Raw genomic sequence first — 18,193 nt, 5'->3', positions numbered from 1 at the left:
TGCTCACCCCATGGCCCGCTTCATTCTGGAAACCGCCGACGCCGACTTCCTCACCACGGCACCGCACATCTTCACGTACCGCAAGCGTTTCGCCGCCACGCCGGAACGGGTGTGGGAGTCGCTGGTTTCCGACGAGTCCCTTGCCGCCTGGGGACCGTCGGTCAAGGAAGTCAACTGGCTGTCGCCGCGCCCGTTCGGTGTCGGCACCATGCGCGAAGTCGTCCTCGCACCCGGCTTGGCACGTGTGCACGAGACGTTCTTCCGGTGGGACGACGGACGCCGGTACTCGTTCACCGTGGACGAGGCCACCATTCCGTCCCTCCGCCGCTTCGCCGAGGACTACCTCGTCGAACCCGCGGGCGAAGACCAGACGCAATTCACCTGGATCGTGGCGATGGAGCCCAAGCCGGCGTTCGCGCTGCCGTTCCGAGTGCTCGCGCCGGCCGTCAAGGCGACCTTTGGCCGTTTGGCGTCCGACGGGCAGCGGTACTTCGCACGACAGGCGTGACGAAAGTCTCAACCAAGCGGTCGGTAGCGTCACAGCGATGACGGCCTCCACCACGAGCTGGATAAGCAAACTTCTGCGATTTGACCGCGTCGACGCAGATGGGGACGTCTTCCGGATCCGGGAACCCCGGCGCGGAGCGGTCGAGCGGTTGTTCGGCGGCCTGATCGCCGCCCAGTCCTTGGCGGCCGCAGGTGCGACGGTCGACGCAGACAAGCTGCCACAGTCGCTGCACGCCTACTTTGTCCGCGGCGGCCGATACGACGCCGACGTCGAGTTTCACGTCGAGCGCACACGCGACGGGCGCGCGTTCGCGACGCGCCGCGTCACGGCAGTGCAGGACGGCGCCGTCATCCTGGAGATGATCGCGTCGTTCCACCAGCCCGAACCCGGCGTCGACTGGCAACCCGACCGCACCCCGGCACTGGAGTTCGACGCCGCGGTCACCAAGAGCAATGTCCTGGACTTCGGCGACCTCTTCGAGCTGCGCACCAGACCCGATGACGATTCGGAGTTCGCGGTGCCGCCGTTCTGGATCAGAACCCGCGAGCGGGTCGAGGACGACCCACTGGTCTGCGCCTGCACGCTGGCATACATGTCGGACCTCGGGCCGGTCCCGGCCGCGCTGCCACCGAACGTTCCGCTGTCCGCCGACCTCGGGTTCGCCGCGAGCCTCGACCATTCGATCTGGTTTCACCGCGCGTTCCGGCCCGACGCGTGGCACCGCTACGAGGTGCGTTCGGTCAATCACAACGATTCCCGAGGTCTTGCGGTCGGTTCGCTCTACGACGAGGCCGGATCCCTGGTGGCGAGCGTCAGCCAGGAAGCGCTCTGGCGGATCTGACTTGACTTGACAACTGTCAAGTTTGTGATGAACGACGCGTTGACTTGACAAAGGGCCAGGTCAGACAATGGGGGCTATGAGGACGCGATCCGAGAGCGAATTGATTGCCGAGGTCCAGGACCGCCTGGTGAAACGTTTCAATACATTTCCGGCCGAACGGGTGTCGGCCGCGGTGGAGACCGCACACCATCGCTTCGAGGGCAGCGTGATCCGCGACTTCGTGCCACTGCTCGTCGAACGCCGCGTGGCGTCCGAACTCGAGAACCTCAGCACGGCCGCTGCCGCACGAGAACTCGTCAGCGCTTAATCCTCACGTTTGTGGTCCGGCCGCGGCGGGCAACCCGTGGCAGTGAAGCTTTCCGATGCCGTCACCCTGCCGGTCCAGGTCGGCGCGTCGATGCGGCACCGCCGGTTGTTCCACCCGACCGGAGTGCTGGCGCAGGGCACGATCGAGCGAACCGCACCGGGTGGCGACGGGTTACCGATCAGATCATGCGAGATCGTCGGCCGAGTCTCCAAAGGAATCGGCCTACCTGGTTCACTTCCCGACATCGTCGGCCTGGCCTGGCGAATGCCGCCGCAACTCTCCGGTATGCCCTGGGATATTCTGCTCGCCTCGACACTCGCCGGCCAGCGAATGCTGTTGTGGCCGACAACTTCTTGGCAAAACGTCACGCTGTCGAGCCTCATGCCGCTGAAGTTCGGCGAAACTCACTGGTGGCTGCGGGCCCGGCTGACAACGCAGTTCGACGGAGGCGGCTTGTCGCTCGCCAGCGTCGACGATCAGCTGGGCCGGACCGGCCTGGAGTTCGACATCGAACAAGCCCCTGGCACTGATGGATTTCGCCCGCTGGCGCGTTTGGCGCTGCGGAAGAAGGTCCCCCATGGCCGAGATGTCCCATTCGACCCCGCATTGCACACCGTTCCCGGCGTGAGCCTCGCGCCCCATTGGCTCGCCGAAGTGCGCCGCGCCGCATACGAACGCAGTCGATCCGGTCGCGGGGCAGAGTAGCCGTTCAGTCGGGCGGTTCCTGTGCGGTGCCGTTGCCGGTGTCCACGTCGGGGGTGTCCTCCGGAACCTCTTTACCTGCCGGGCGTTGCCCGCCCTTATGGGTCTCCTCGGACTTGTCGGCGTGTTCTTCGTCGTAGATTCCATCTCCACGTGGCATGGCACTCGAAGTACCCGGCGCGGGCCGGTTTCAACCCGACCGCCGGGGGTATGCGCACCCAACTGTTTTTCCGCAGAAGGGCTTTAGACATGGATGCATTGACGTTCCTCCGCCAGGACCACAAGAGTGTCCTCGGCATGTTGGAGGTGCTCGACGGCGCGCCGAGCGGGCCGGGCGCCGAACAGAGCGGGTTGGCCACCATGGTGACCAACCTGATCATCGCCGAATCACAGCACGAGGCAATAGAACAACAGATCTTTTGGCCGGCCGTGCGCGACGCCCTCGACAACGGCGACGAACTCGCCGACGAGGCCATCGAACAAGAGCAGGCCGGCAAGGAGCTGCTCCAGCGGCTCGAGGACGGCGACCCCGGCGAAGCCGAGTACCACGATGCGCTAAGAGAATTCGTGAAGGTCGGCCGCGAACACATCGCCTATGAGCAGGATGTCGTGTGGCCCAAGTTCGAGGCCGTCGTCAGCCGCGAAGAGCGCGAGAAGCTCGGCGCCAAGCTCGAACAGGCCAAGAAGATCGCTCCGACCCGGCCGCACCCCGATACTCCGTCGAACCCGGCCGTCCAGAAGACGATGGGCACCGCCGCCGCGATCGTCGACCACGTCCGTGATGCGGCGAGCGGCCGTGAGAAGGACAACCCGCCCGACCCGCAGATCCACTGACCCACCGACACACCCTGCGGCCGACGCCCTCACAGGCGTCGGCCGCAGGCGTTCGATCAGGAAATGGCGGTGTGCTGTTCATGCGTGAACGGCTTCTCGCTGTCCACGGCGGGGATACCGTCAGGGTTCTTCTTCGCACCCTGATTCTGGCGCAGCCTGCCACCGAGCCATTCCTCCTCCGGCTTGTTGACGTACTTCCACTTCATGCCCTCAGGCCACGGGCCCTGCCCTTGGTTCCACGGGCCCCGCGCGTCACCGGCGCCGTTGGACATGTTGAACGCCACGTTCTGGAACCGGTCGTCGCCGGGCAGCTGCCCGGGCGGGAAGTTCACCGGCAGCTCGTTGAGCGCCGCGGTGAACTGCTGATAGTGCGCGACTTCGCGGGTCATCAGGAACGTCAGAGTGTCCTGCACACCGGGATCGTCGGTGAACTGCTTGAGGTACTCGTAGACCACCTTGGCGCGCGACTCGGCCGCCAGATTGCTGCGCAAATCCACCGACGGGTCGCCATTGGCGTTGACGTAGGAACCCTGCCATGGCACGCCCTGGGAGTTGCTGACGTCCGGGCCGCCGCCGGTCAGCGCGAAGTACAGCGGGTTGACCGCGACACTGTGGATGATCTGATCGCGGCCGTCGGTGCTGCCCACCGCCGGCATCCAGTCGCACCGTTCGGTGGCCATCTTCAGGTCGTCGTTGAGCCCGTCGAGCAGCATCGTGATCATCGAGCCGACCATCTCCAGATGCGACAGCTCTTCGGTCGCGATATCCATGAACAGGTCATACATCTTCGGGTTCTTCTCCCGAAGCACGAACGCCTGCGTGAAGTACTGCATGGCCGCCTTCAACTCCCCGTTCGCACCGCCGAACTGCTCCTGCAACAGCGTCGCGAATCGTGGGTCGGGCTCGGTCACGCGGACCTCGAATTGCAAGTCTTTGTTGTGGATGAACATCCGGGGTACCTCCAGGGCTGTCTTGGGACTGCAGATCGGGGGCGGGTACCCGGCGCCACCGGTCTCAAACCGCTGGGAGAAGGCAATTTTCAGGTCGCGAACATACGTCCCGACGCGGTCTCGTGACGCATCGCCCAGATCTCGAGTTCCGGGATGGTCGAATGCATGTCGTCGAGCGGCGTGGCCAATGCCAGCGTCGCCATCTCCACCATTTGCCGACGGGCGCCGAGCAGTTCGCGCTGCGCCCGAATCGGGCCGAGCCGGCCCAACCGGACCGCGGCACTCAGCACCCCGGCATAGCCGGACCTGATCGAGCCCAGCGCGGCGTCGAGTCGACCGATACCGAGCTCTCGCTGCGCCACGGCCTCCACTACGGCCAGGTTGCCGTCCGCCTCACCGCGCGTCACCGATCCCAGGAACGGTGCGGATAGGCCGACTTGCTGCGCGACCAATGCCAGCTGCCTGCCGCAACCGTGGGACGCCGCGCGGGCATTGGCGGTGAGTTTGTAAGACGTGGTCAACGCGTCGAGCGTCATCAGCCCGGACATCTCATTGACAGCCCAGGCATGTGCGAGCACGACAGCGTCGAGGGTCGCCACGCTGTACCGCACGAAAGACTCGGCCAACCGGCATATCTCGCCGTCCGTCGCATCCGGGTGCGCCTGCAGCCACGACTCGGCGCCGTAGCTGTGCACGAAGCGCCCCGCGGGGAAGGCGTTGTCGTGCAGCTGCAGCCAGGCCAGTGCGGCCGCGGGATCAGTCATGGTGATGATGGTGGTGATGATCGGCCGAGGTGGTGGTCCAGCCGCCCGCGGCCAGTTCGACGGCTCTCACCTCGCCCGCCAGCCGCAGCCGCTGCAGTGTCTGCAGCGCGGTTTGCGCGCCGGTGAACAGTGGTGTGCGCAGCTGCTTGTCCGAAACCTCCAGCGGTGCATGCTGGTTGCCCAGCCAGTAGCCCAGCAGCAGCGCGCCGCGAACGCCGTCCACTCCGGCGTTGTCGGCGAAGTCCAGCACGATCGCGTCCTCCGCCGGGCGCCGCACCACACCGATCTCCTCGCCGTCATCCCACAGCACCGCACCGTCGTACAGGAAAGTGCCCCGCGCCAAGCGAATCTCGATCTCCCGACCGTCGGCGGCGGCGACCACCTGACGGTGTTTGCGGGCATCGCCCCAGCCGATGTCCACCGGGCAGATCCGCCGCCCGGCCAGCGCCGGGTCGGTCACGTCGCCCATGATTGTCTCCACCGTTGTCATCGTCACATCCTCACCATCGGTTCACTGAGCCGAGCCAGCGCACGTCGCGCCGCGGCGCGCAGCGCCTGCTCGGCCCCGGCGAGCGCAGGCGCCCGGTGCCCGAGCACCCGCACCGTGGCTCCCACGCCGCCCGGCAAAGCGCTGACACCGCAGGGCACCTCATCCGTGGCAACCGTTCGCAGCGCCTCGATCAGCCCGGTCACGTCGCCTCCCGGGGCGACGACGGTCATGGCGGCGAAATAGTCGTATCCGGCCAGCATCGCGGCGCCCGTGACGTCCGTTGCCGTCGGGCACAACAGCATTCGGTCCCGTGCCAGCACCACGCCGTCACAGCTCACGGTCGTGCGCAGGTCGTAGCTGTGGTAGCGGAACCGTTCGCCGTGTCCGATCCGGCCCGCGGCCAGCGACTCCCAACCGATGAACACGCCACCGGTCTCGACCGAGACCGATGTCTGCTGCCGATACCGCGACGACGACTGCGGGATGACGGTTTTCGGGATGTATTCGACGACTGCGCCGTCGGCCACGCGGAAGTCGAAATCGGCACGAGCCACGTCATCTGCGCTGCCTGCGTGCGGTGCGAACACCTGTGTCGCCGACTGCGACGTCAGATACAGCCGCGTGCCCCGGGCGGCCGACACGCACGTGCGGAGCCGATCCCCCGGGAACACCCCGGCGCTGGGGTTCTGCACACACAGGTACGCGCGCCCGGGGTCGTCGGGGTCGAGGTACATGGGTGCCGTGACGCGCTGCGGAAACTGCTGTACCAACCGCGCCACCCGGGTGCGTCCCGCCGGGTCAGCGACCAGATCGACGTGCAGCGCACCGGCCGTCATACCCGCTGCGTCTCCAGCATCGCTCCCCGGCACATCGTGGTGAACACCTCGTCCAGCCCGGTCCCGCTGCGCAGGTCGGTGAACACCGTCGGTTTGGTCGGCCGCGCCACCGCGCAGTCGGCCCGCATCCGGTCCAGGTCCGCGCCGACCATCGGAGCCAGATCGATCTTGTTGACCACCAACAGGTCTGCCTGAAGCAGCCCGATGCCCTTCTTCCGCGGGATGTCGTCGCCCGCGGCGGTGTCGATGACGAAGATCCAGTAGTCGACGAGGTCCGACGTGAAGGTCGCTGCCAGGTTGTCGCCGCCGGATTCGATGAGCACCACGTCAAGCCCTGGATATTCGCGTTCGAGCTCGAACACCGCGGCGAGGTTCGCCGACGGGTCCTCCCGGATCGCGGTGTGCGGGCACGCGCCGGTCTCGACGGCAAGCACCCGGGCCGGATCGATGACGCCGCTGCGCCGCACGCGCTGGGCATCCTCATCGGTCACAAGGTCATTGGTGATGACGGCGACATCGATTCCATTGCCGGACAACACCGGGACGAGCCGCTCGACCAACCGGGTCTTGCCGGAGCCCACCGGACCGCCGATACCGATCCGCACGCTCATGAGCCCTCCTATTTGATCGTGTACCGACGGCCGAGCGGCACTCGCGTCATCGGCGTGGACGTACACAGTTCGCCGTCGACCTCGACGCGGTAGGTATCGGGGTCGATCGTGATGTTCGGCAGGTAATCGTTGTGCAGCAGATCGGCTTTGGTGAGCGATCGGGCACCACGGCACGCCCGCAACGGCGTTGCGAGGCCGAGCCTGCTCCCGAGGTCGGCATCGATCGCGGCCTGGGCCACGAAGTTCACCGACACGTCGGCAGGCGCTTGCCCGAAGGCCGTCCACTGCGGCCGGTACCGCAACGGTTCGCAGGTCATGAGCGACGCGTTGGCCTCCCCCATGACCGACCAGGCCGGAAAGCCGCCCTTGAACACCACCTCGGGATGGATGCCGAAGAATTTGGGTTCCCACAGCACGATGTCGGCCAGCTTGCCGGGCTCCAGCGAACCCACCACGTGGTCGATCCCGAACAACCGCGCGGGGTTGATCGTCAGTTTCGCGACGTAGCGCAGGATCCGCGCGTTGTCGGCCCCGGTACCTTGATCGGCAGGCAACGCACCCCTGGTGGCGCGCATGTGCGACGCGAGTTGCCAAGTCCGGGCGACGGTTTCGCCGATGCGGCCCATGCCCTGCGAATCCGAGCCCATGGCCGAGATCGCGCCGAGATCGTGCAGCACGTCCTCGGCGGCGATGGTCTCGCGCCGGATACGTGACTCCGCGAACGCGACATCCTCCGGTATCCGCGGGTTGAGGTGATGACACACCATCACCATGTCGAGATGCTCGTCGAAGGTGTTGAGCGTGTATGGATTCGTCGGGTTGGTCGACGACGGCAGGCAGTGTGGCTCACCGACCACGCGCATGACGTCCGGCGCGTGGCCACCGCCCGCGCCTTCGGCGTGGTAGGTGTGGATCGCGCGGCCCGCAATGGCCCGCATGGTGTCTTCGTAGAACCCGGCCTCGTTGAGCGTGTCGGTGTGGATCTGGACCTGCAGGTCCAGCTCGTCACCGGCATCCAGCGATGCCCGGATGGCGGCCGGGGTGGCGCCCCAGTCCTCGTGGATCTTGTAGCCGATCGCACCGGCCAGCCCTTGTTCGACGATCGGCGCCGGGTCCGCCGCGCTGCCGTTGCCGAGAAAGCCGAAGTTCATCGGGAAACCCTCGGCCGACCGCAGCATGCGTGCGAGGTTCGTCGGCCCGGACGAGGTGATGCCGACTGTGACCGGCCCGAGGCCACCGCCGATCATCGTGGTGATGCCTGACGAGATGGCCTCATCCACCAGACCGGCGCTGTCGAAGTGGACATGCACGTCGATGGCGCCCGGTGTGGCGATCATGCCCTCACCGGAGCGCACGTCGGTGCCCGCCCCGATGACCATGCCGGGATCGACACCGTCCATGGTCAGCGGATTGCCCGCCTTGCCCACCCCGGCGATGACGCCGTCCTTGATTCCGATGTCGGCCTTGCGGATTCCCAACACCGGATCGATCACCAGCACATTGGTGATGACGAAATCCAGTGCGCCGTCGGCATTGGTGATCGCGTTGTGCACGGCCATGCCCTCACGCATGGTCTTGCCGCCACCGAACACGGCCTCGTCGCCGTACACGGTGTGGTCGTGCTCGACCAGGGCCAGCAGTTCGGTGTCGGCCAGCCGTACGCGGTCACCGACAGTCGGGCCGAACAGCTCGGCGTAGTGCTTGCGCGATATCCGGATCGCCATTTGTCAGTCCTCTCCGCTGTCGGCGAACCCGTTGTCGCGCAACCTGATCAGCGCTTCGTCCGGCCGGTCCGTCAATCCGGTCGTCATGTCGTTGAGACCCGAGATCTCGCGGGCCCCACCGAGCCGAGTCAGTGACACCACGCGTTCCTCGCCCGGCTCGAACCGCACCGCGGTGCCCGACGCGATGTCGAGGTGCATGCCGAAAGCGCGGGCCCGGTCGAAGCGCAGTGCCCGGTTGACCTCGAAGAAGTGAAAGTGCGATCCGACCTGTACCGGCCGGTCTCCGGTGTTGACCACCGAAACCTCGGCCACGTCCCGGCCGGCGTTGAGTTCGATGTCGCCGTCGGCGACGATCACCTCGCCCGGTGCGGGCTCATCCGGAAGCTCCTGCGCCCCAGGGCGGATCGGGTCGTGAATGGTGACGAGTTTCTGCCCGTCCTCGAAGAACCCCTCCACCTGCACGGTGCCGACGAGCGTGGCGACCCCTGGCAGAATGTCGTCGTCGGTCAGGACGGACGCACCGATCGCGGCGGCCTCGGACACGCTCGCCCCGGCCCTCGCCGCCTCCATGACCTCGTCGGCGATCACCGCGCGCGCCTCGGCGTAGGTGAGCCGCAGACCTTTCGCCCTGCGCTTGCGCGCCAGTTCGGCTGCCAGGAACAGCAGGAGCCGGTCCTCTTCCTTGGGTGTCAGATGCATGGCCCGCCCGCCCTACTTGGGCGCGATGTCGGTGGCCCATGGGTAGGTCTTGAGGTACGGATCGGGGTCGATCGGACTCTTGGAATCCCACACCTGATAGATCAGGCCGTCGGGCCGGATCTCACCGATCCGCGCCGTCTTGGTGATGTGGTGCGTGTCGCCGTCAACGGTGACGGTACCCTCGGGACCGTCGAAAGTCGTACCGTCTGCGGCACTTTGGACCGCAGGCACATCGAACGATCCGGCCTTCTCCACCATGGCCTTCCACAGGTACACGCCCGTGTAAGCCGATTCCATCGGGTCCGAGGTCACCCGGTCTGGCCCGTAGGCCGTCTTGAACGCCGATACGAACTTCTGATTGGCCGGGGTGTCAAGGGTCTGGTAGTAGTTCCACGCCGCGAGATGACCGGCCACGTTCTGCGCACCGATGGCCTTGACCTCCTCCTCGCCCACGCACATCGACATCACCGGCATGTCCTTGGCGGTCAGCCCGGCGTTCGTGAACTCCCGGAAGAATGCCACCAGCGAATCGCCCACCACGACGTTGAACACCGCGTCCGCATCGGCGGTGCGGATCTTGTTGACGATCGTCGAGAAGTCCGTCGAACCGAGCGGGGTGTAGTCCTCGCCTTTGATCTCAATGCCGTTGGCTTCGGCGTATTTTCGCACGATGGCGTTGGAAGTCCTGGGGAACACGTAGTCGCTGCCGACCAGATAGAGCGACTTGACGCCCTGCTCTTTGAGATAGTCCAGCGACGGGATGATCTGTTGGTTGGTGGTGGCACCCGAGTAGAAGATGTTGCGGGAATCCTCCAACCCCTCGTATTGCTGGCCGTAGAACAACAACGCGTTGTTGTCCTCGAACACCGGCAGCATGGCCTTACGGCTTGCCGAGGTGTAGCCGCCGAAAACCGCTGCCACGCAGTCGCTGTTGATGAGCTTGGTCGCTTTCTCCGCGAACACCGTCGGCTCGGACGCGCCGTCTTCGGCGACGAGCTGAAGCTGCTTGCCCGAGACGCCGCCCGATGCGTTGATCTCATTGACCGCCAGCTTGATCGCGTCACGGATGACGGTTTCGTTGATCGCGGTCGGCCCCGACAGCGAGTTGATCGCCCCGATCTTCACGGTGTCGCCCGAGGTGTCGACGCAGGAACTCGCTGCGGGCGTGGCGGTTTCGTCGCCTACGCGCGATCCGCAGCTCGTCAGCGCGAGCGCGGTGGTCATCGCAAGAACGCATGCGGGAAGAACAGGTATGCGGCGACTCATCAGTTGCCTCTCGTGAATCACAGTGTATTGGCAGTAGACATCGGTAGGCCAAATGTAGTTAGCGCCGCTGCGTTGTCAAATCGGGGCGGATACGCCCAGGTGGGCGAAAATTGTTGCGAACTAGCGTGATTGGGACGTCACGTCGCCGTAACGTCGATGACACACGGGACGTACGCGAACGTCAGAGCCGCGCCTTGATCGCTGCAGACAGGCGCGCACCATCGGCCTTGCCCGCGGCGATGGTCGTGGCGGCCTTCATTACCTGGCCCATCTGGCGCATGCTCGGGCGTTCCCCGATCTGTTCGGCCACCTGGGCGATGGCGGTGTCGGCGACGTCGGCGAGCTCGGCCTCGGTCAACGGCGTCGGCAGATACTCGTCGATCACGCGCGCCTCGGCGTGCTCGTTGGCGGCCAGCTCGCCGCGCCCGTTCTGGGTGTAGATCTCGGCCGACTCGCCGCGCTTCTTCGATTCCCGGGCCAGCACCGCGATCACCTCGGGATCGGACAGTTCGCGGGCCTGTTTGCCGGAGACCTCTTCGGTCTGGATCGCGGCAAGCAGCATCCGCAACGTGGCGGTGCGCAGCTTGTCCTGCGATTTCATCGCACTGGTCAGATCCGCACGCAGCCTGTCCTTGAGTTCGGCCATAGGGCCAACCTACGCCGAGCCGGCGTGCGGGCCCGCGTGAAACCGCGCATCCACCGAGACCGACACCTCGATGTCGGCGGGCGCCAATTCCACTTCCGGGGCGGCCTTGGCCGCCATGGCCCGCATCGCGATCGGGGCCGACCCGTTGACCGGCGAACTGCCGAGCATCCCGGCGTCGGCGATGGTGACGGGTCGTACCGGCCCCAGACCAAGTGCATCCGCGTAGCGCTGAGCCCGCACGACCGCGTCCTGCACGGCCCGCGTGTGGACCTGGCTCACGAGCGCATCGCGATGTTCGGTGGTGAGCGCCCACTCGATGTGCGACACCTGGAATCCGCCGGTGTTGGTGATGTGCCCGCCCACCCACCGCGACAGCTCGGTGAAGTCACTGAACTTCACCTCGAGTCCCACGCTCGCGTGATGAACCAGCGGCAGTTGCTTGCCCTCGTTGTTCCATGGGCGGTGCGCCCAGGTCCGCAACTGCCGGGTGGACCACCAGGTGACCGGACCCCCATCAGGATTGTGCAGTGGCTGGATCGATGCCTTCACGACATCCAGATCGCGGACCACGCGCTCGTACACCGACTCCATCGCCGGACCCTCATATGCAACGCCGGCGTGCACGGTCCCGCGTTCGGGCGGTTCGAATGCGGAGAAGGATCCGCGCACGATGATCTCGGTCGGCATACGTCTCACCGTATCCAAAGTGGATCGCACCGCGGTCGCGACAAACAGGGGCACGTTGTCAATTTGCTCGGTGATGGACAGGATGGTGGGCATGAGCAACCCCTCCCCATGGGCTGCCGGCGGACCCCTGCCCTACCAACCGCCGCCACCAGCCCCGAGCTATCCGGGGTATGCCCCAGCCGGATATCCGCCGCCCCAGGCGTACGGCGCTCCGCCGCCCGGCTACTACCCGCCGCCGGGATATGGGCCCCCGCCCGCCTACTACCCGCCGCCCGGATATCCGGCGTACCCGACCGCGCTCAAACCCGGTGTCATCCCGCTGCGGCCGCTGAGCCTGTCCGACATCTACAACGGCGCGGTCGCCTACATCAGGAAGAACCCGAAGGCCACGCTCGGTCTCACCACGATCGTCGTGGTCATCGCGCAACTGATCGCGCTGCTGTTGCAGATCGGCCCGCTGACCGCGATGGGCGGACTCGAACCGGGTGCGCCGGGTGAAGCGCCGTCGACCGGCGCGGTCGCGTTGTTCTCGGGGGCCACGATCGTCGGCTTCCTCGTCACTCAGCTTGCGTCGGTCCTGCTGACCGGCATGCTGACCGTGGTCATCGGTCGATCGGTGTTCGGCGGCTCCATCACCATCGGGGAAGCCTGGCAGCGGTTGCGAGGCCGGTTCCTGGCGTTGCTCGGCCTCACTGCCCTGCAAGGGTTCGTGGTCGTCGTGGTCACGGTTCTCGTCGTGGTCGCGGTCGTCGCGGCCGACGCCGTCGGCGGTGGGCTCGCGGCGTTCCTCGTGGGAGCCCCGCTCGTGGTCGCGGCGTCGCTCGGATTCCTGTACGCAGTGACGGTGCTGTTGTTCGCGCCCGCATTGATCGTGCTGGAGCGGTTGGGCGTATTCCCCGCGATCGGCCGGTCTTTCGCGTTGGTGAAGAAGGACTTCTGGCGCGTGCTGGGCATCTGGCTGCTGGCCGCGATCGTCGCCAGCGTGGTCGCGACAGCAGTGGGCGTCCCGTTCAGCCTCGTCGGCCAGCTGCTGTCGATGGAACCCGACCGTGTCGGCATGTTCGTGGGCGGGCTCGTCCTGGTCGCGATCGGCGGCATGATCGGCCAGATCATCACCGCGCCGTTCGGCGCCGGTGTCGACGTGCTGCTCTACACCGACCGGCGCATCCGCGCCGAGGCCTTCGATCTGGTGCTGCAGACCGGCGCCGCCGGGCCTGCCGAATCCACCGATCAGCTGTGGCTGACCCGGCGATTCTGAGGTGATACCTGAGTGACGGGTTTGGACATCGATCGCGATGCTGCGCACGACGCTGCGCAGAACGAACTGAACAAGCCGATCTATCCGCGCGCTTCACCGACCGAGCAGTTCATGGACTGGATCAACGAGCTGCTCTACCGGCTCGCATTCGAAGGCTCGTCCGTGCCTGGTGGCTGGTTCACCATCTCGGTGCTGGCGATCCTCGTGATCGTGGCGATCTGGGTAGCCGTGCGGATCGCCCGCCGCACGATGCGCACCAACCGAAATGAGCAGTACTCCCTGTTCGGCAAGCGCGAGCTGAGTGCGGCCGAGCATCGTGCCACCGCTGAACAATATGCGGCACAAGGAAACTGGGCTGCCGCCATCCGGCACCGGTTGCGGGCCGTGGCGCGGCACCTGGAGGAGACCGGGATCCTCGACCCGGTTCCGGGCCGCACGGCCACCGAACTGGCCCGCGACGCCGCGGCCGCGCTACCGGCCCTGTCCGATGAATTGGACGCGGCGGCAACCACATTCAACGACGTAACGTACGGCGAACAGCCCGGTACCGAGTCCGGGTACCGGATGATCGCCGAACTCGACGGCAGGCTTCGCGAGCGCGGGCCGGGACCGGTCGGCGCCTCGACGGCACCAGCCACCTCCGACGGCTGGGCGCAGATCCGATGAGACAACGCGTGCGCACGGCGCGCTGGGTCGTACTCGGCCTCCTCGCCATCGTCGTGGTCGCGGCGGTGGGCACCTATCTGACCGCGCCGAGACCTGGCGGGCGGATGGATGCCGAATCGACGTCGCCCGATGGCGCTCGCGCGCTGGTCACCCTGCTCCGCGACCACGGCGTCGAAGTGATTCCCGCGGCGACGGCCGAGGAAGCCCACCGCGCCGCACGACCCGGAAGCCTCGTTGTCGCCGCGCAAACGCTGTTCCTGTCCAGCGACGACCAGTTGGCGCAGTTGGCCGACGCTCCCGGCGACCTGTTGCTGGTCGAGCCGGTGACCAAGACCAGAGAAGCGCTGGCTCCTCATCTCAAAGCCGGTGAGGCGAGCGCATTCGGTGGTGGCGAGCCGGATTGCGAACTGGCCGAGGCGAACCGGGCGGGCGAAGCCCAGTTCGGTCTGACCGATACGTACGAGGCCGCCGGAAATGTGCCGGTGACGCGCTGTTACGGCGGAGCGGTGGCCCGCTATCACGACGAGGGCCGGACCGTCACGGTCGTCGGCACCGCCGACTTCATGTCCAATTCCGGTCTGCTCAAGCAGGGCAACGCGGCACTCGCGATGAATCTCGCAGGCAATCAGCCTCGGGTGATCTGGTATGCGCCGCAGCGGTTCGAAGGCGAAACGACGGGCAGCGCAACGCTCACCGATCTAATGCCCGACCAGGTCAGGTGGATCGTCTACCAACTTGTCCTGGTGGTGGCGCTGCTCGCACTGTGGCAGGTGCGGCGCATCGGGCCGCTCGTCGCCGAATCGCTCCCGGTGGTGGTGCGCGCCTCCGAGACCGTGGAGGGGCGCGGCAGGCTGTACCGGTCTCGGCGGGCCCGCGACCGCGCGGCCGACGCCTTGCGCACCGCCACGTTGCAGCGCCTGCTGCCGCGCCTGGGCCTGACCGCGGCCGCCGAACCGCCTGCGGTCGTGGCCGCAGTCGCCGCCCGCTGTGGCGGAGACAACGGTTTGTTGGGCCATCTGCTGTTCGGCCCGCCCCCCGCCACCGACTCCGAACTCCTCCACCTCGCCCACCAACTCGACGACATCGAAAGGCAGGTCGCCCAGTCGTGACTCAGCCAGCGCCCACCATCGACCCGGATACCGCGCGAAACGCGTTGCTGGCCCTGCGAAATGAGATCGCCAAGGCGGTGGTCGGCCAGGACGCGGTGGTCAGCGGCCTGGTGATCGCACTGTTGTGCCGCGGGCACGTGCTGTTGGAAGGCGTGCCGGGTGTCGCGAAAACCCTGCTCGTACGTACCCTTTCGGCCGCACTCCAGTTGGAGTTCAAACGCGTGCAGTTCACGCCCGACCTCATGCCCGGCGACGTGACCGGCTCGCTGGTCTACGATGCGCGCACCGCCGAGTTCGAGTTTCGTTCCGGCCCCGTGTTCACCAACCTGTTGCTCGCCGACGAGATCAACCGCACACCGCCCAAGACCCAGGCCGCGCTGCTTGAGGCGATGGAAGAGCGCCAGGTCAGTGTCGACGGCGAGCCGCGGCCGCTGCCGGACCCGTTCATCGTCGCGGCAACCCAGAACCCGATCGAGTACGAGGGAACCTATCAGCTCCCCGAAGCCCAGCTCGACCGCTTCCTACTCAAGCTCAATGTTCCACTGCCGCCGCGGGATCAGGAGATCGCGATCCTGGGCCGCCATGCGCATGGCTTCGATCCGCGAGATCTCTCCGCAGTGCGACCGGTGGCCGGAGCGGCCGAGCTGGCCGCGGGCCGCGACGCCGTGCGCCAGGTGCTGGTCGCCGACGAGGTGCTCGGCTACATCGTCGACATCGTCGGCGCCACACGGCATTCCCCGTCGCTGCAGCTCGGGGTGTCCCCGCGCGGCGCGACCGCGCTGCTGGCCACCGCCCGCTCCTGGGCGTGGCTGTCCGGCCGCAACTACGTGACCCCCGACGACGTCAAGGCGATGGCCCGGTCCACGCTGCGGCACCGGGTCGCGCTGCGGCCGGAGGCCGAGCTGGAAGGCGCCACGCCCGACGGCGTGCTCGACGGGATCCTGGCGGCTGTGCCGGTACCGCGCTGATGGTTCTCACCGGCCGTGCCGGCCTCGTCGCGCTGATCTGCGTGCTGCCGATCGCGGTGGCGCCGTGGCCGGCAATCGCGTTCACGGTGCTGCTGGGACTTCTGGCGGCCGCCGTCACGGTCGACGTCGTGCTGGCCGGCAGCCCTCGTGGTCTGCGGATCGAGCGCAGCGGTGAGCGCGCCGCCCGGCTTGGTCAGCCGGTCGACGCGGTACTCACCGTGCACAACGCCGGCCGCCGCCGGGTACGCGGCCGGATCAGGGACGCCTGGGCGCCCAGCGCTGTCGCCGAACCACGCACCCAGCCGTTGAATGTGGCTGCGGGCCAGCAGGTTCGGATCGTGACGCGGCTGCGCCCGGTACGCCGGGGCGATCAGCGCTCCGATGTGGTCGCCGTCCGGTCGATCGGCCCCATCGGCCTGGCTGGGCGGCAGCAGATCCACCGCATCGCCGGCGAGGTGCGCATCCTCCCGCCGTTCCTGTCACGTAAGCACCTGCCGTCGCGGTTGGCACGTCTGCGCGAGCTGGACGGCTCGATACCGGTGCTCATCCGCGGCCAGGGCACGGAATTCGACTCATTACGCGAGTATGTGGTCGGCGACGATGTCCGCTCGATCGACTGGCGCGCGACCGCGCGGCGGGCCGATGTCGTCGTACGGACCTGGCGGCCGGAACGGGACCGGCGCGTCGTGATCGTGCTCGATACGAGCCGCACGTCGGCGGGCCGCGTCGGGGTCGATCCGACGTCCCGGGATCCGGGCGGCTGGCCGCGGCTCGACTGGTCGATGGACGCCGCACTGTTGTTGGCGGCGTTGGCCTCACGCGCCGGCGATCACGTCGACTTCCTGGCGATCGACCGCGTGACCCGCGCGGGGGTGTTCAACGCGTCGCGTACCGAGCTGCTCGCACAACTGGTCGGAGCCATGGCGCCGTTGCAGCCGGCGCTGGTGGAATCCGATGCCACCGCGTTGGTTTCGGCGGTGACGCGCCGCGTGCGGGGCCGTGCGCTCGTCGTGCTGCTGACCGACCTCAACGCCTCGGCCCTCGACGAAGGCCTGATGAAAGTGCTGCCGCAGCTATCGACGCGCCACCAGGTACTGCTGGCGGCGGTGTCGGATCCGCGGGTCGACCGGCTTGCCGAAGGGCGGTCGGACGCCGCCCAGGTGTATGACGCTGCCGCGGCCGAGCGGTCCCGTAACGATCGTCGTGCGATCGCATCGCGGCTGCGGCGCCACGGGGTCGACGTCGTCGACGCCCCACCGGACGATCTCGCGCCTGCGCTGGCCGACCACTACCTGGCCATGAAAGCCGCGGGCAAGCTCTAGCCGGTGGGCACCACGTCGGGCGCGTCGTCGACGTCTCCGGTCTCACCGGCCCGAACCGCCTTGCGGCCGAAGTAGATGACATAGGCCAGGAACGCGACCTCGACGGCGACGCCGATCGCGATCCGCACGAATGTCGGCAGCGGCGACGGCGTGACGAACGCTTCGACGAGACCCGAGATCAGCAACACGACCACCAGGCCGATCGCGACCGAAACCACGGCCCTGCCCCGCTCGGCCAGTACCTGACCGCGCGGCCGGTCTCCGGGTGAGATCACCGACCAGCCCAGCCGCATGCCCACCGCGCCTGCCAGGAACACCGCCGTCAGCTCCAGCAACCCGTGCGGCGTGATCAACCCGAGGAACAGATCGCCCTCGCCGGCATGAAACATCAGGCCCGCGATCAGGCCGAGGTTCGCGGCGTTCTGGTACAGCACGTACGGGATCGGTAACCCGAGCAGGATTGCGTACACGATGCACTGCGCCGCGACCCAGGCGTTGTTGACCCACACCTGGAGTGCGAAGGACCCGGCCGGATGCTCGCTGTAGTACGAGGCGAAGTCATGGTTGACCAATTCCTCGATCTCGCTTGGGGTTCCGATGGCCGAATGCACCTCGGGATTACCCGAAACCCACAGCGCCAGCGCGACCGTCACGATGAAGAATCCGATGGCGGTACCAAGCCACCACCGCCACGCCTGGTAAGCCACCACCGGGAACGACACCGTCCAGAAGCGGGCGAACTCACGCCACAGCGGCGCGTGCGCGCCGGTGACCGCAGCGCGGGCGCGGGCCACGAGCCCGGAGAGCCGGCCGACTACCACCGAATCCCCGGAGGCCGACCGCACCATCGAAAGATGGGTGGACACCCGCTGATAGAGATCCACCAGCTCGTCCACCTCGGCACCGGTCAACCGGCGCCGTCGTTTCACCAGCTCATCCAGCCGATCCCAGGTGGCGCGATGAGCCAGCACGAACGCATCGACATCCACCCGGCAAATCGTAGTC

The 18,193-nt window shown here is 67.1% G+C and carries 22 protein-coding genes; 10 read left to right on the top strand and 12 right to left on the bottom strand.

Features of this window, described 5'->3' with window-relative positions:
- Positions 1–10 precede the first annotated feature (10 nt).
- The 4 genes from ACRCUN_RS22510 to ACRCUN_RS22495 all read left to right on the top strand — a co-directional run bounded on the left by ACRCUN_RS22510 (position 11) and on the right by ACRCUN_RS22495 (position 2,361).
- Complete coding sequence (locus ACRCUN_RS22510) at positions 11–508, top strand: SRPBCC family protein (RefSeq protein ID WP_462143840.1); 498 nt, start codon at positions 11–13, stop codon at positions 506–508.
- A gap of 37 nt (positions 509–545) precedes the next feature.
- Complete coding sequence (locus ACRCUN_RS22505; protein ID WP_462143839.1) at positions 546–1,349, top strand: acyl-CoA thioesterase; 804 nt, start codon at positions 546–548, stop codon at positions 1,347–1,349.
- A 67-nt stretch (positions 1,350–1,416) separates the two neighbouring features.
- Positions 1,417–1,656: a three-helix bundle dimerization domain-containing protein gene (locus tag ACRCUN_RS22500; protein WP_462143838.1), complete on the top strand. Its 240-nt coding sequence runs from the start codon at positions 1,417–1,419 to the stop codon at positions 1,654–1,656.
- A gap of 36 nt (positions 1,657–1,692) precedes the next feature.
- Positions 1,693–2,361, top strand: a complete 669-nt coding sequence (locus tag ACRCUN_RS22495; RefSeq protein ID WP_462143837.1) for a phosphodiesterase — start codon at positions 1,693–1,695, stop codon at positions 2,359–2,361.
- 4 nt (positions 2,362–2,365) lie between these two features.
- Here ACRCUN_RS22495 and ACRCUN_RS22490 read toward each other — a convergent pair whose 3' ends face one another.
- Positions 2,366–2,518, bottom strand: a complete 153-nt coding sequence (locus tag ACRCUN_RS22490) for a hypothetical protein (protein ID WP_462143836.1) — start codon at positions 2,516–2,518, stop codon at positions 2,366–2,368.
- A gap of 89 nt (positions 2,519–2,607) precedes the next feature.
- Here ACRCUN_RS22490 and ACRCUN_RS22485 point away from each other — a divergent pair, with 89 nt between their 5' ends.
- On the top strand, positions 2,608–3,192 hold the full coding sequence (locus ACRCUN_RS22485) for a hemerythrin domain-containing protein (protein ID WP_462143835.1): 585 nt from the start codon (positions 2,608–2,610) through the stop codon (positions 3,190–3,192).
- A gap of 56 nt (positions 3,193–3,248) precedes the next feature.
- On the opposite strand, the gene ACRCUN_RS22480 is transcribed toward ACRCUN_RS22485, so the two are convergent.
- From ACRCUN_RS22480 to ACRCUN_RS22435, 10 genes are all read right to left on the bottom strand, one after another.
- Entirely contained in the window at positions 3,249–4,142 is an 894-nt protein-coding gene (locus tag ACRCUN_RS22480) for a manganese catalase family protein (protein ID WP_462143834.1), read from the bottom strand.
- Positions 4,143–4,231: 89 nt separating this feature from the next.
- Positions 4,232–4,906: an urease accessory protein UreF gene (locus ACRCUN_RS22475; protein WP_462143833.1), complete on the bottom strand. Its 675-nt coding sequence runs from the start codon at positions 4,904–4,906 to the stop codon at positions 4,232–4,234.
- The gene (locus tag ACRCUN_RS22470; protein ID WP_462143832.1) at positions 4,899–5,396 is read right to left on the bottom strand and encodes an urease accessory protein UreE; all 498 of its coding nucleotides are present in this window, start codon (positions 5,394–5,396) and stop codon (positions 4,899–4,901) included. The genes ACRCUN_RS22475 and ACRCUN_RS22470 overlap by 8 nt, the downstream gene beginning before the upstream one ends.
- Positions 5,397–5,398: 2 nt before the next feature.
- A complete protein-coding gene (locus tag ACRCUN_RS22465) occupies positions 5,399–6,232 on the bottom strand; it encodes an urease accessory protein UreD (protein WP_462143831.1) in 834 nt (277 codons plus the stop codon).
- Positions 6,229–6,843 (bottom strand): urease accessory protein UreG, encoded by a 615-nt coding sequence (gene ureG / locus ACRCUN_RS22460; protein WP_462143830.1) that lies wholly within the window; start codon positions 6,841–6,843, stop codon positions 6,229–6,231. Before ureG ends, ACRCUN_RS22465 begins: the two co-directional genes overlap by 4 nt.
- A gap of 8 nt (positions 6,844–6,851) precedes the next feature.
- Complete coding sequence (ureC, locus tag ACRCUN_RS22455) at positions 6,852–8,567, bottom strand: urease subunit alpha (protein ID WP_462143829.1); 1,716 nt, start codon at positions 8,565–8,567, stop codon at positions 6,852–6,854.
- Positions 8,568–8,570: 3 nt separating this feature from the next.
- A complete protein-coding gene (ureB, locus tag ACRCUN_RS22450; protein WP_462143828.1) occupies positions 8,571–9,266 on the bottom strand; it encodes an urease subunit beta in 696 nt (231 codons plus the stop codon).
- A 12-nt stretch (positions 9,267–9,278) separates the two neighbouring features.
- On the bottom strand, positions 9,279–10,490 hold the full coding sequence (gene urtA / locus ACRCUN_RS22445; RefSeq protein WP_462143827.1) for an urea ABC transporter substrate-binding protein: 1,212 nt from the start codon (positions 10,488–10,490) through the stop codon (positions 9,279–9,281).
- Positions 10,491–10,713: 223 nt separating this feature from the next.
- Positions 10,714–11,178 (bottom strand): GatB/YqeY domain-containing protein, encoded by a 465-nt coding sequence (locus ACRCUN_RS22440; protein ID WP_462143826.1) that lies wholly within the window; start codon positions 11,176–11,178, stop codon positions 10,714–10,716.
- 9 nt (positions 11,179–11,187) lie between these two features.
- Positions 11,188–11,865 carry an SIMPL domain-containing protein gene (locus ACRCUN_RS22435; RefSeq protein WP_462143825.1) on the bottom strand — a complete coding sequence of 226 codons (678 nt, stop codon included), beginning with the start codon at positions 11,863–11,865 and terminating at the stop codon, positions 11,188–11,190.
- 82 nt (positions 11,866–11,947) lie between these two features.
- On the opposite strand from ACRCUN_RS22435, the gene ACRCUN_RS22430 reads away from it, so the two are divergent.
- Genes ACRCUN_RS22430 through ACRCUN_RS22410 form a run of 5 tightly spaced genes read left to right on the top strand, consistent with a single transcriptional unit; the run spans position 11,948 to position 17,188 of the window.
- Positions 11,948–13,123, top strand: coding sequence for a DUF7847 domain-containing protein (locus ACRCUN_RS22430; RefSeq protein WP_462143902.1), 1,176 nt, complete (start codon positions 11,948–11,950; stop codon positions 13,121–13,123).
- 12 nt (positions 13,124–13,135) lie between these two features.
- Positions 13,136–13,789, top strand: a complete 654-nt coding sequence (locus ACRCUN_RS22425) for a DUF4129 domain-containing protein (protein WP_462143824.1) — start codon at positions 13,136–13,138, stop codon at positions 13,787–13,789.
- Positions 13,786–14,898, top strand: a complete 1,113-nt coding sequence (locus ACRCUN_RS22420; protein ID WP_462143823.1) for a DUF4350 domain-containing protein — start codon at positions 13,786–13,788, stop codon at positions 14,896–14,898. The genes ACRCUN_RS22425 and ACRCUN_RS22420 overlap by 4 nt, the downstream gene beginning before the upstream one ends.
- Positions 14,895–15,866: an AAA family ATPase gene (locus ACRCUN_RS22415; RefSeq protein ID WP_462143822.1), complete on the top strand. Its 972-nt coding sequence runs from the start codon at positions 14,895–14,897 to the stop codon at positions 15,864–15,866. Before ACRCUN_RS22420 ends, ACRCUN_RS22415 begins: the two co-directional genes overlap by 4 nt.
- The gene (locus ACRCUN_RS22410; RefSeq protein WP_462143821.1) at positions 15,866–17,188 is read left to right on the top strand and encodes a DUF58 domain-containing protein; all 1,323 of its coding nucleotides are present in this window, start codon (positions 15,866–15,868) and stop codon (positions 17,186–17,188) included. The genes ACRCUN_RS22415 and ACRCUN_RS22410 overlap by 1 nt, the downstream gene beginning before the upstream one ends.
- On the opposite strand, the gene ACRCUN_RS22405 is transcribed toward ACRCUN_RS22410, so the two are convergent.
- Positions 17,185–18,177 (bottom strand): stage II sporulation protein M, encoded by a 993-nt coding sequence (locus ACRCUN_RS22405; RefSeq protein WP_462143820.1) that lies wholly within the window; start codon positions 18,175–18,177, stop codon positions 17,185–17,187. The genes ACRCUN_RS22410 and ACRCUN_RS22405 overlap by 4 nt on opposite strands.
- Positions 18,178–18,193: the final 16 nt, after the last annotated feature.

Source organism: Mycobacterium venezuelense (assembly GCF_054919535.1).
The sequence above is the reverse complement of the archived record's forward strand: the minus strand, read 5'-3'. Positions and strand labels throughout refer to the sequence as shown.

What these genes read in the sequence shown, in the direction of transcription:
- ACRCUN_RS22510 (WP_462143840.1), top strand. Translation starts at nt 11, where the DNA reads ATGGCCCGCTTCATTCTGGAAACCGCCGACGCCGACTTCCTCACCACG.
- ACRCUN_RS22505 (WP_462143839.1), top strand. Translation starts at nt 546, where the DNA reads ATGACGGCCTCCACCACGAGCTGGATAAGCAAACTTCTGCGATTTGAC.
- ACRCUN_RS22500 (WP_462143838.1), top strand. Translation starts at nt 1,417, where the DNA reads ATGGGGGCTATGAGGACGCGATCCGAGAGCGAATTGATTGCCGAGGTC.
- ACRCUN_RS22490 (WP_462143836.1), bottom strand. Translation starts at nt 2,518, where the DNA reads ATGCCACGTGGAGATGGAATCTACGACGAAGAACACGCCGACAAGTCC.
- ACRCUN_RS22485 (WP_462143835.1), top strand. Translation starts at nt 2,608, where the DNA reads ATGGATGCATTGACGTTCCTCCGCCAGGACCACAAGAGTGTCCTCGGC.
- ACRCUN_RS22480 (WP_462143834.1), bottom strand. Translation starts at nt 4,142, where the DNA reads ATGTTCATCCACAACAAAGACTTGCAATTCGAGGTCCGCGTGACCGAG.
- ACRCUN_RS22475 (WP_462143833.1), bottom strand. Translation starts at nt 4,906, where the DNA reads ATGACTGATCCCGCGGCCGCACTGGCCTGGCTGCAGCTGCACGACAAC.
- ACRCUN_RS22470 (WP_462143832.1), bottom strand. Translation starts at nt 5,396, where the DNA reads ATGACAACGGTGGAGACAATCATGGGCGACGTGACCGACCCGGCGCTG.
- ACRCUN_RS22465 (WP_462143831.1), bottom strand. Translation starts at nt 6,232, where the DNA reads ATGACGGCCGGTGCGCTGCACGTCGATCTGGTCGCTGACCCGGCGGGA.
- ureG (WP_462143830.1), bottom strand. Translation starts at nt 6,843, where the DNA reads ATGAGCGTGCGGATCGGTATCGGCGGTCCGGTGGGCTCCGGCAAGACC.
- ureC (WP_462143829.1), bottom strand. Translation starts at nt 8,567, where the DNA reads ATGGCGATCCGGATATCGCGCAAGCACTACGCCGAGCTGTTCGGCCCG.
- ureB (WP_462143828.1), bottom strand. Translation starts at nt 9,266, where the DNA reads ATGCATCTGACACCCAAGGAAGAGGACCGGCTCCTGCTGTTCCTGGCA.
- urtA (WP_462143827.1), bottom strand. Translation starts at nt 10,490, where the DNA reads ATGACCACCGCGCTCGCGCTGACGAGCTGCGGATCGCGCGTAGGCGAC.
- ACRCUN_RS22440 (WP_462143826.1), bottom strand. Translation starts at nt 11,178, where the DNA reads ATGGCCGAACTCAAGGACAGGCTGCGTGCGGATCTGACCAGTGCGATG.
- ACRCUN_RS22435 (WP_462143825.1), bottom strand. Translation starts at nt 11,865, where the DNA reads ATGCCGACCGAGATCATCGTGCGCGGATCCTTCTCCGCATTCGAACCG.
- ACRCUN_RS22430 (WP_462143902.1), top strand. Translation starts at nt 11,948, where the DNA reads ATGGTGGGCATGAGCAACCCCTCCCCATGGGCTGCCGGCGGACCCCTG.
- ACRCUN_RS22420 (WP_462143823.1), top strand. Translation starts at nt 13,786, where the DNA reads ATGAGACAACGCGTGCGCACGGCGCGCTGGGTCGTACTCGGCCTCCTC.
- ACRCUN_RS22410 (WP_462143821.1), top strand. Translation starts at nt 15,866, where the DNA reads ATGGTTCTCACCGGCCGTGCCGGCCTCGTCGCGCTGATCTGCGTGCTG.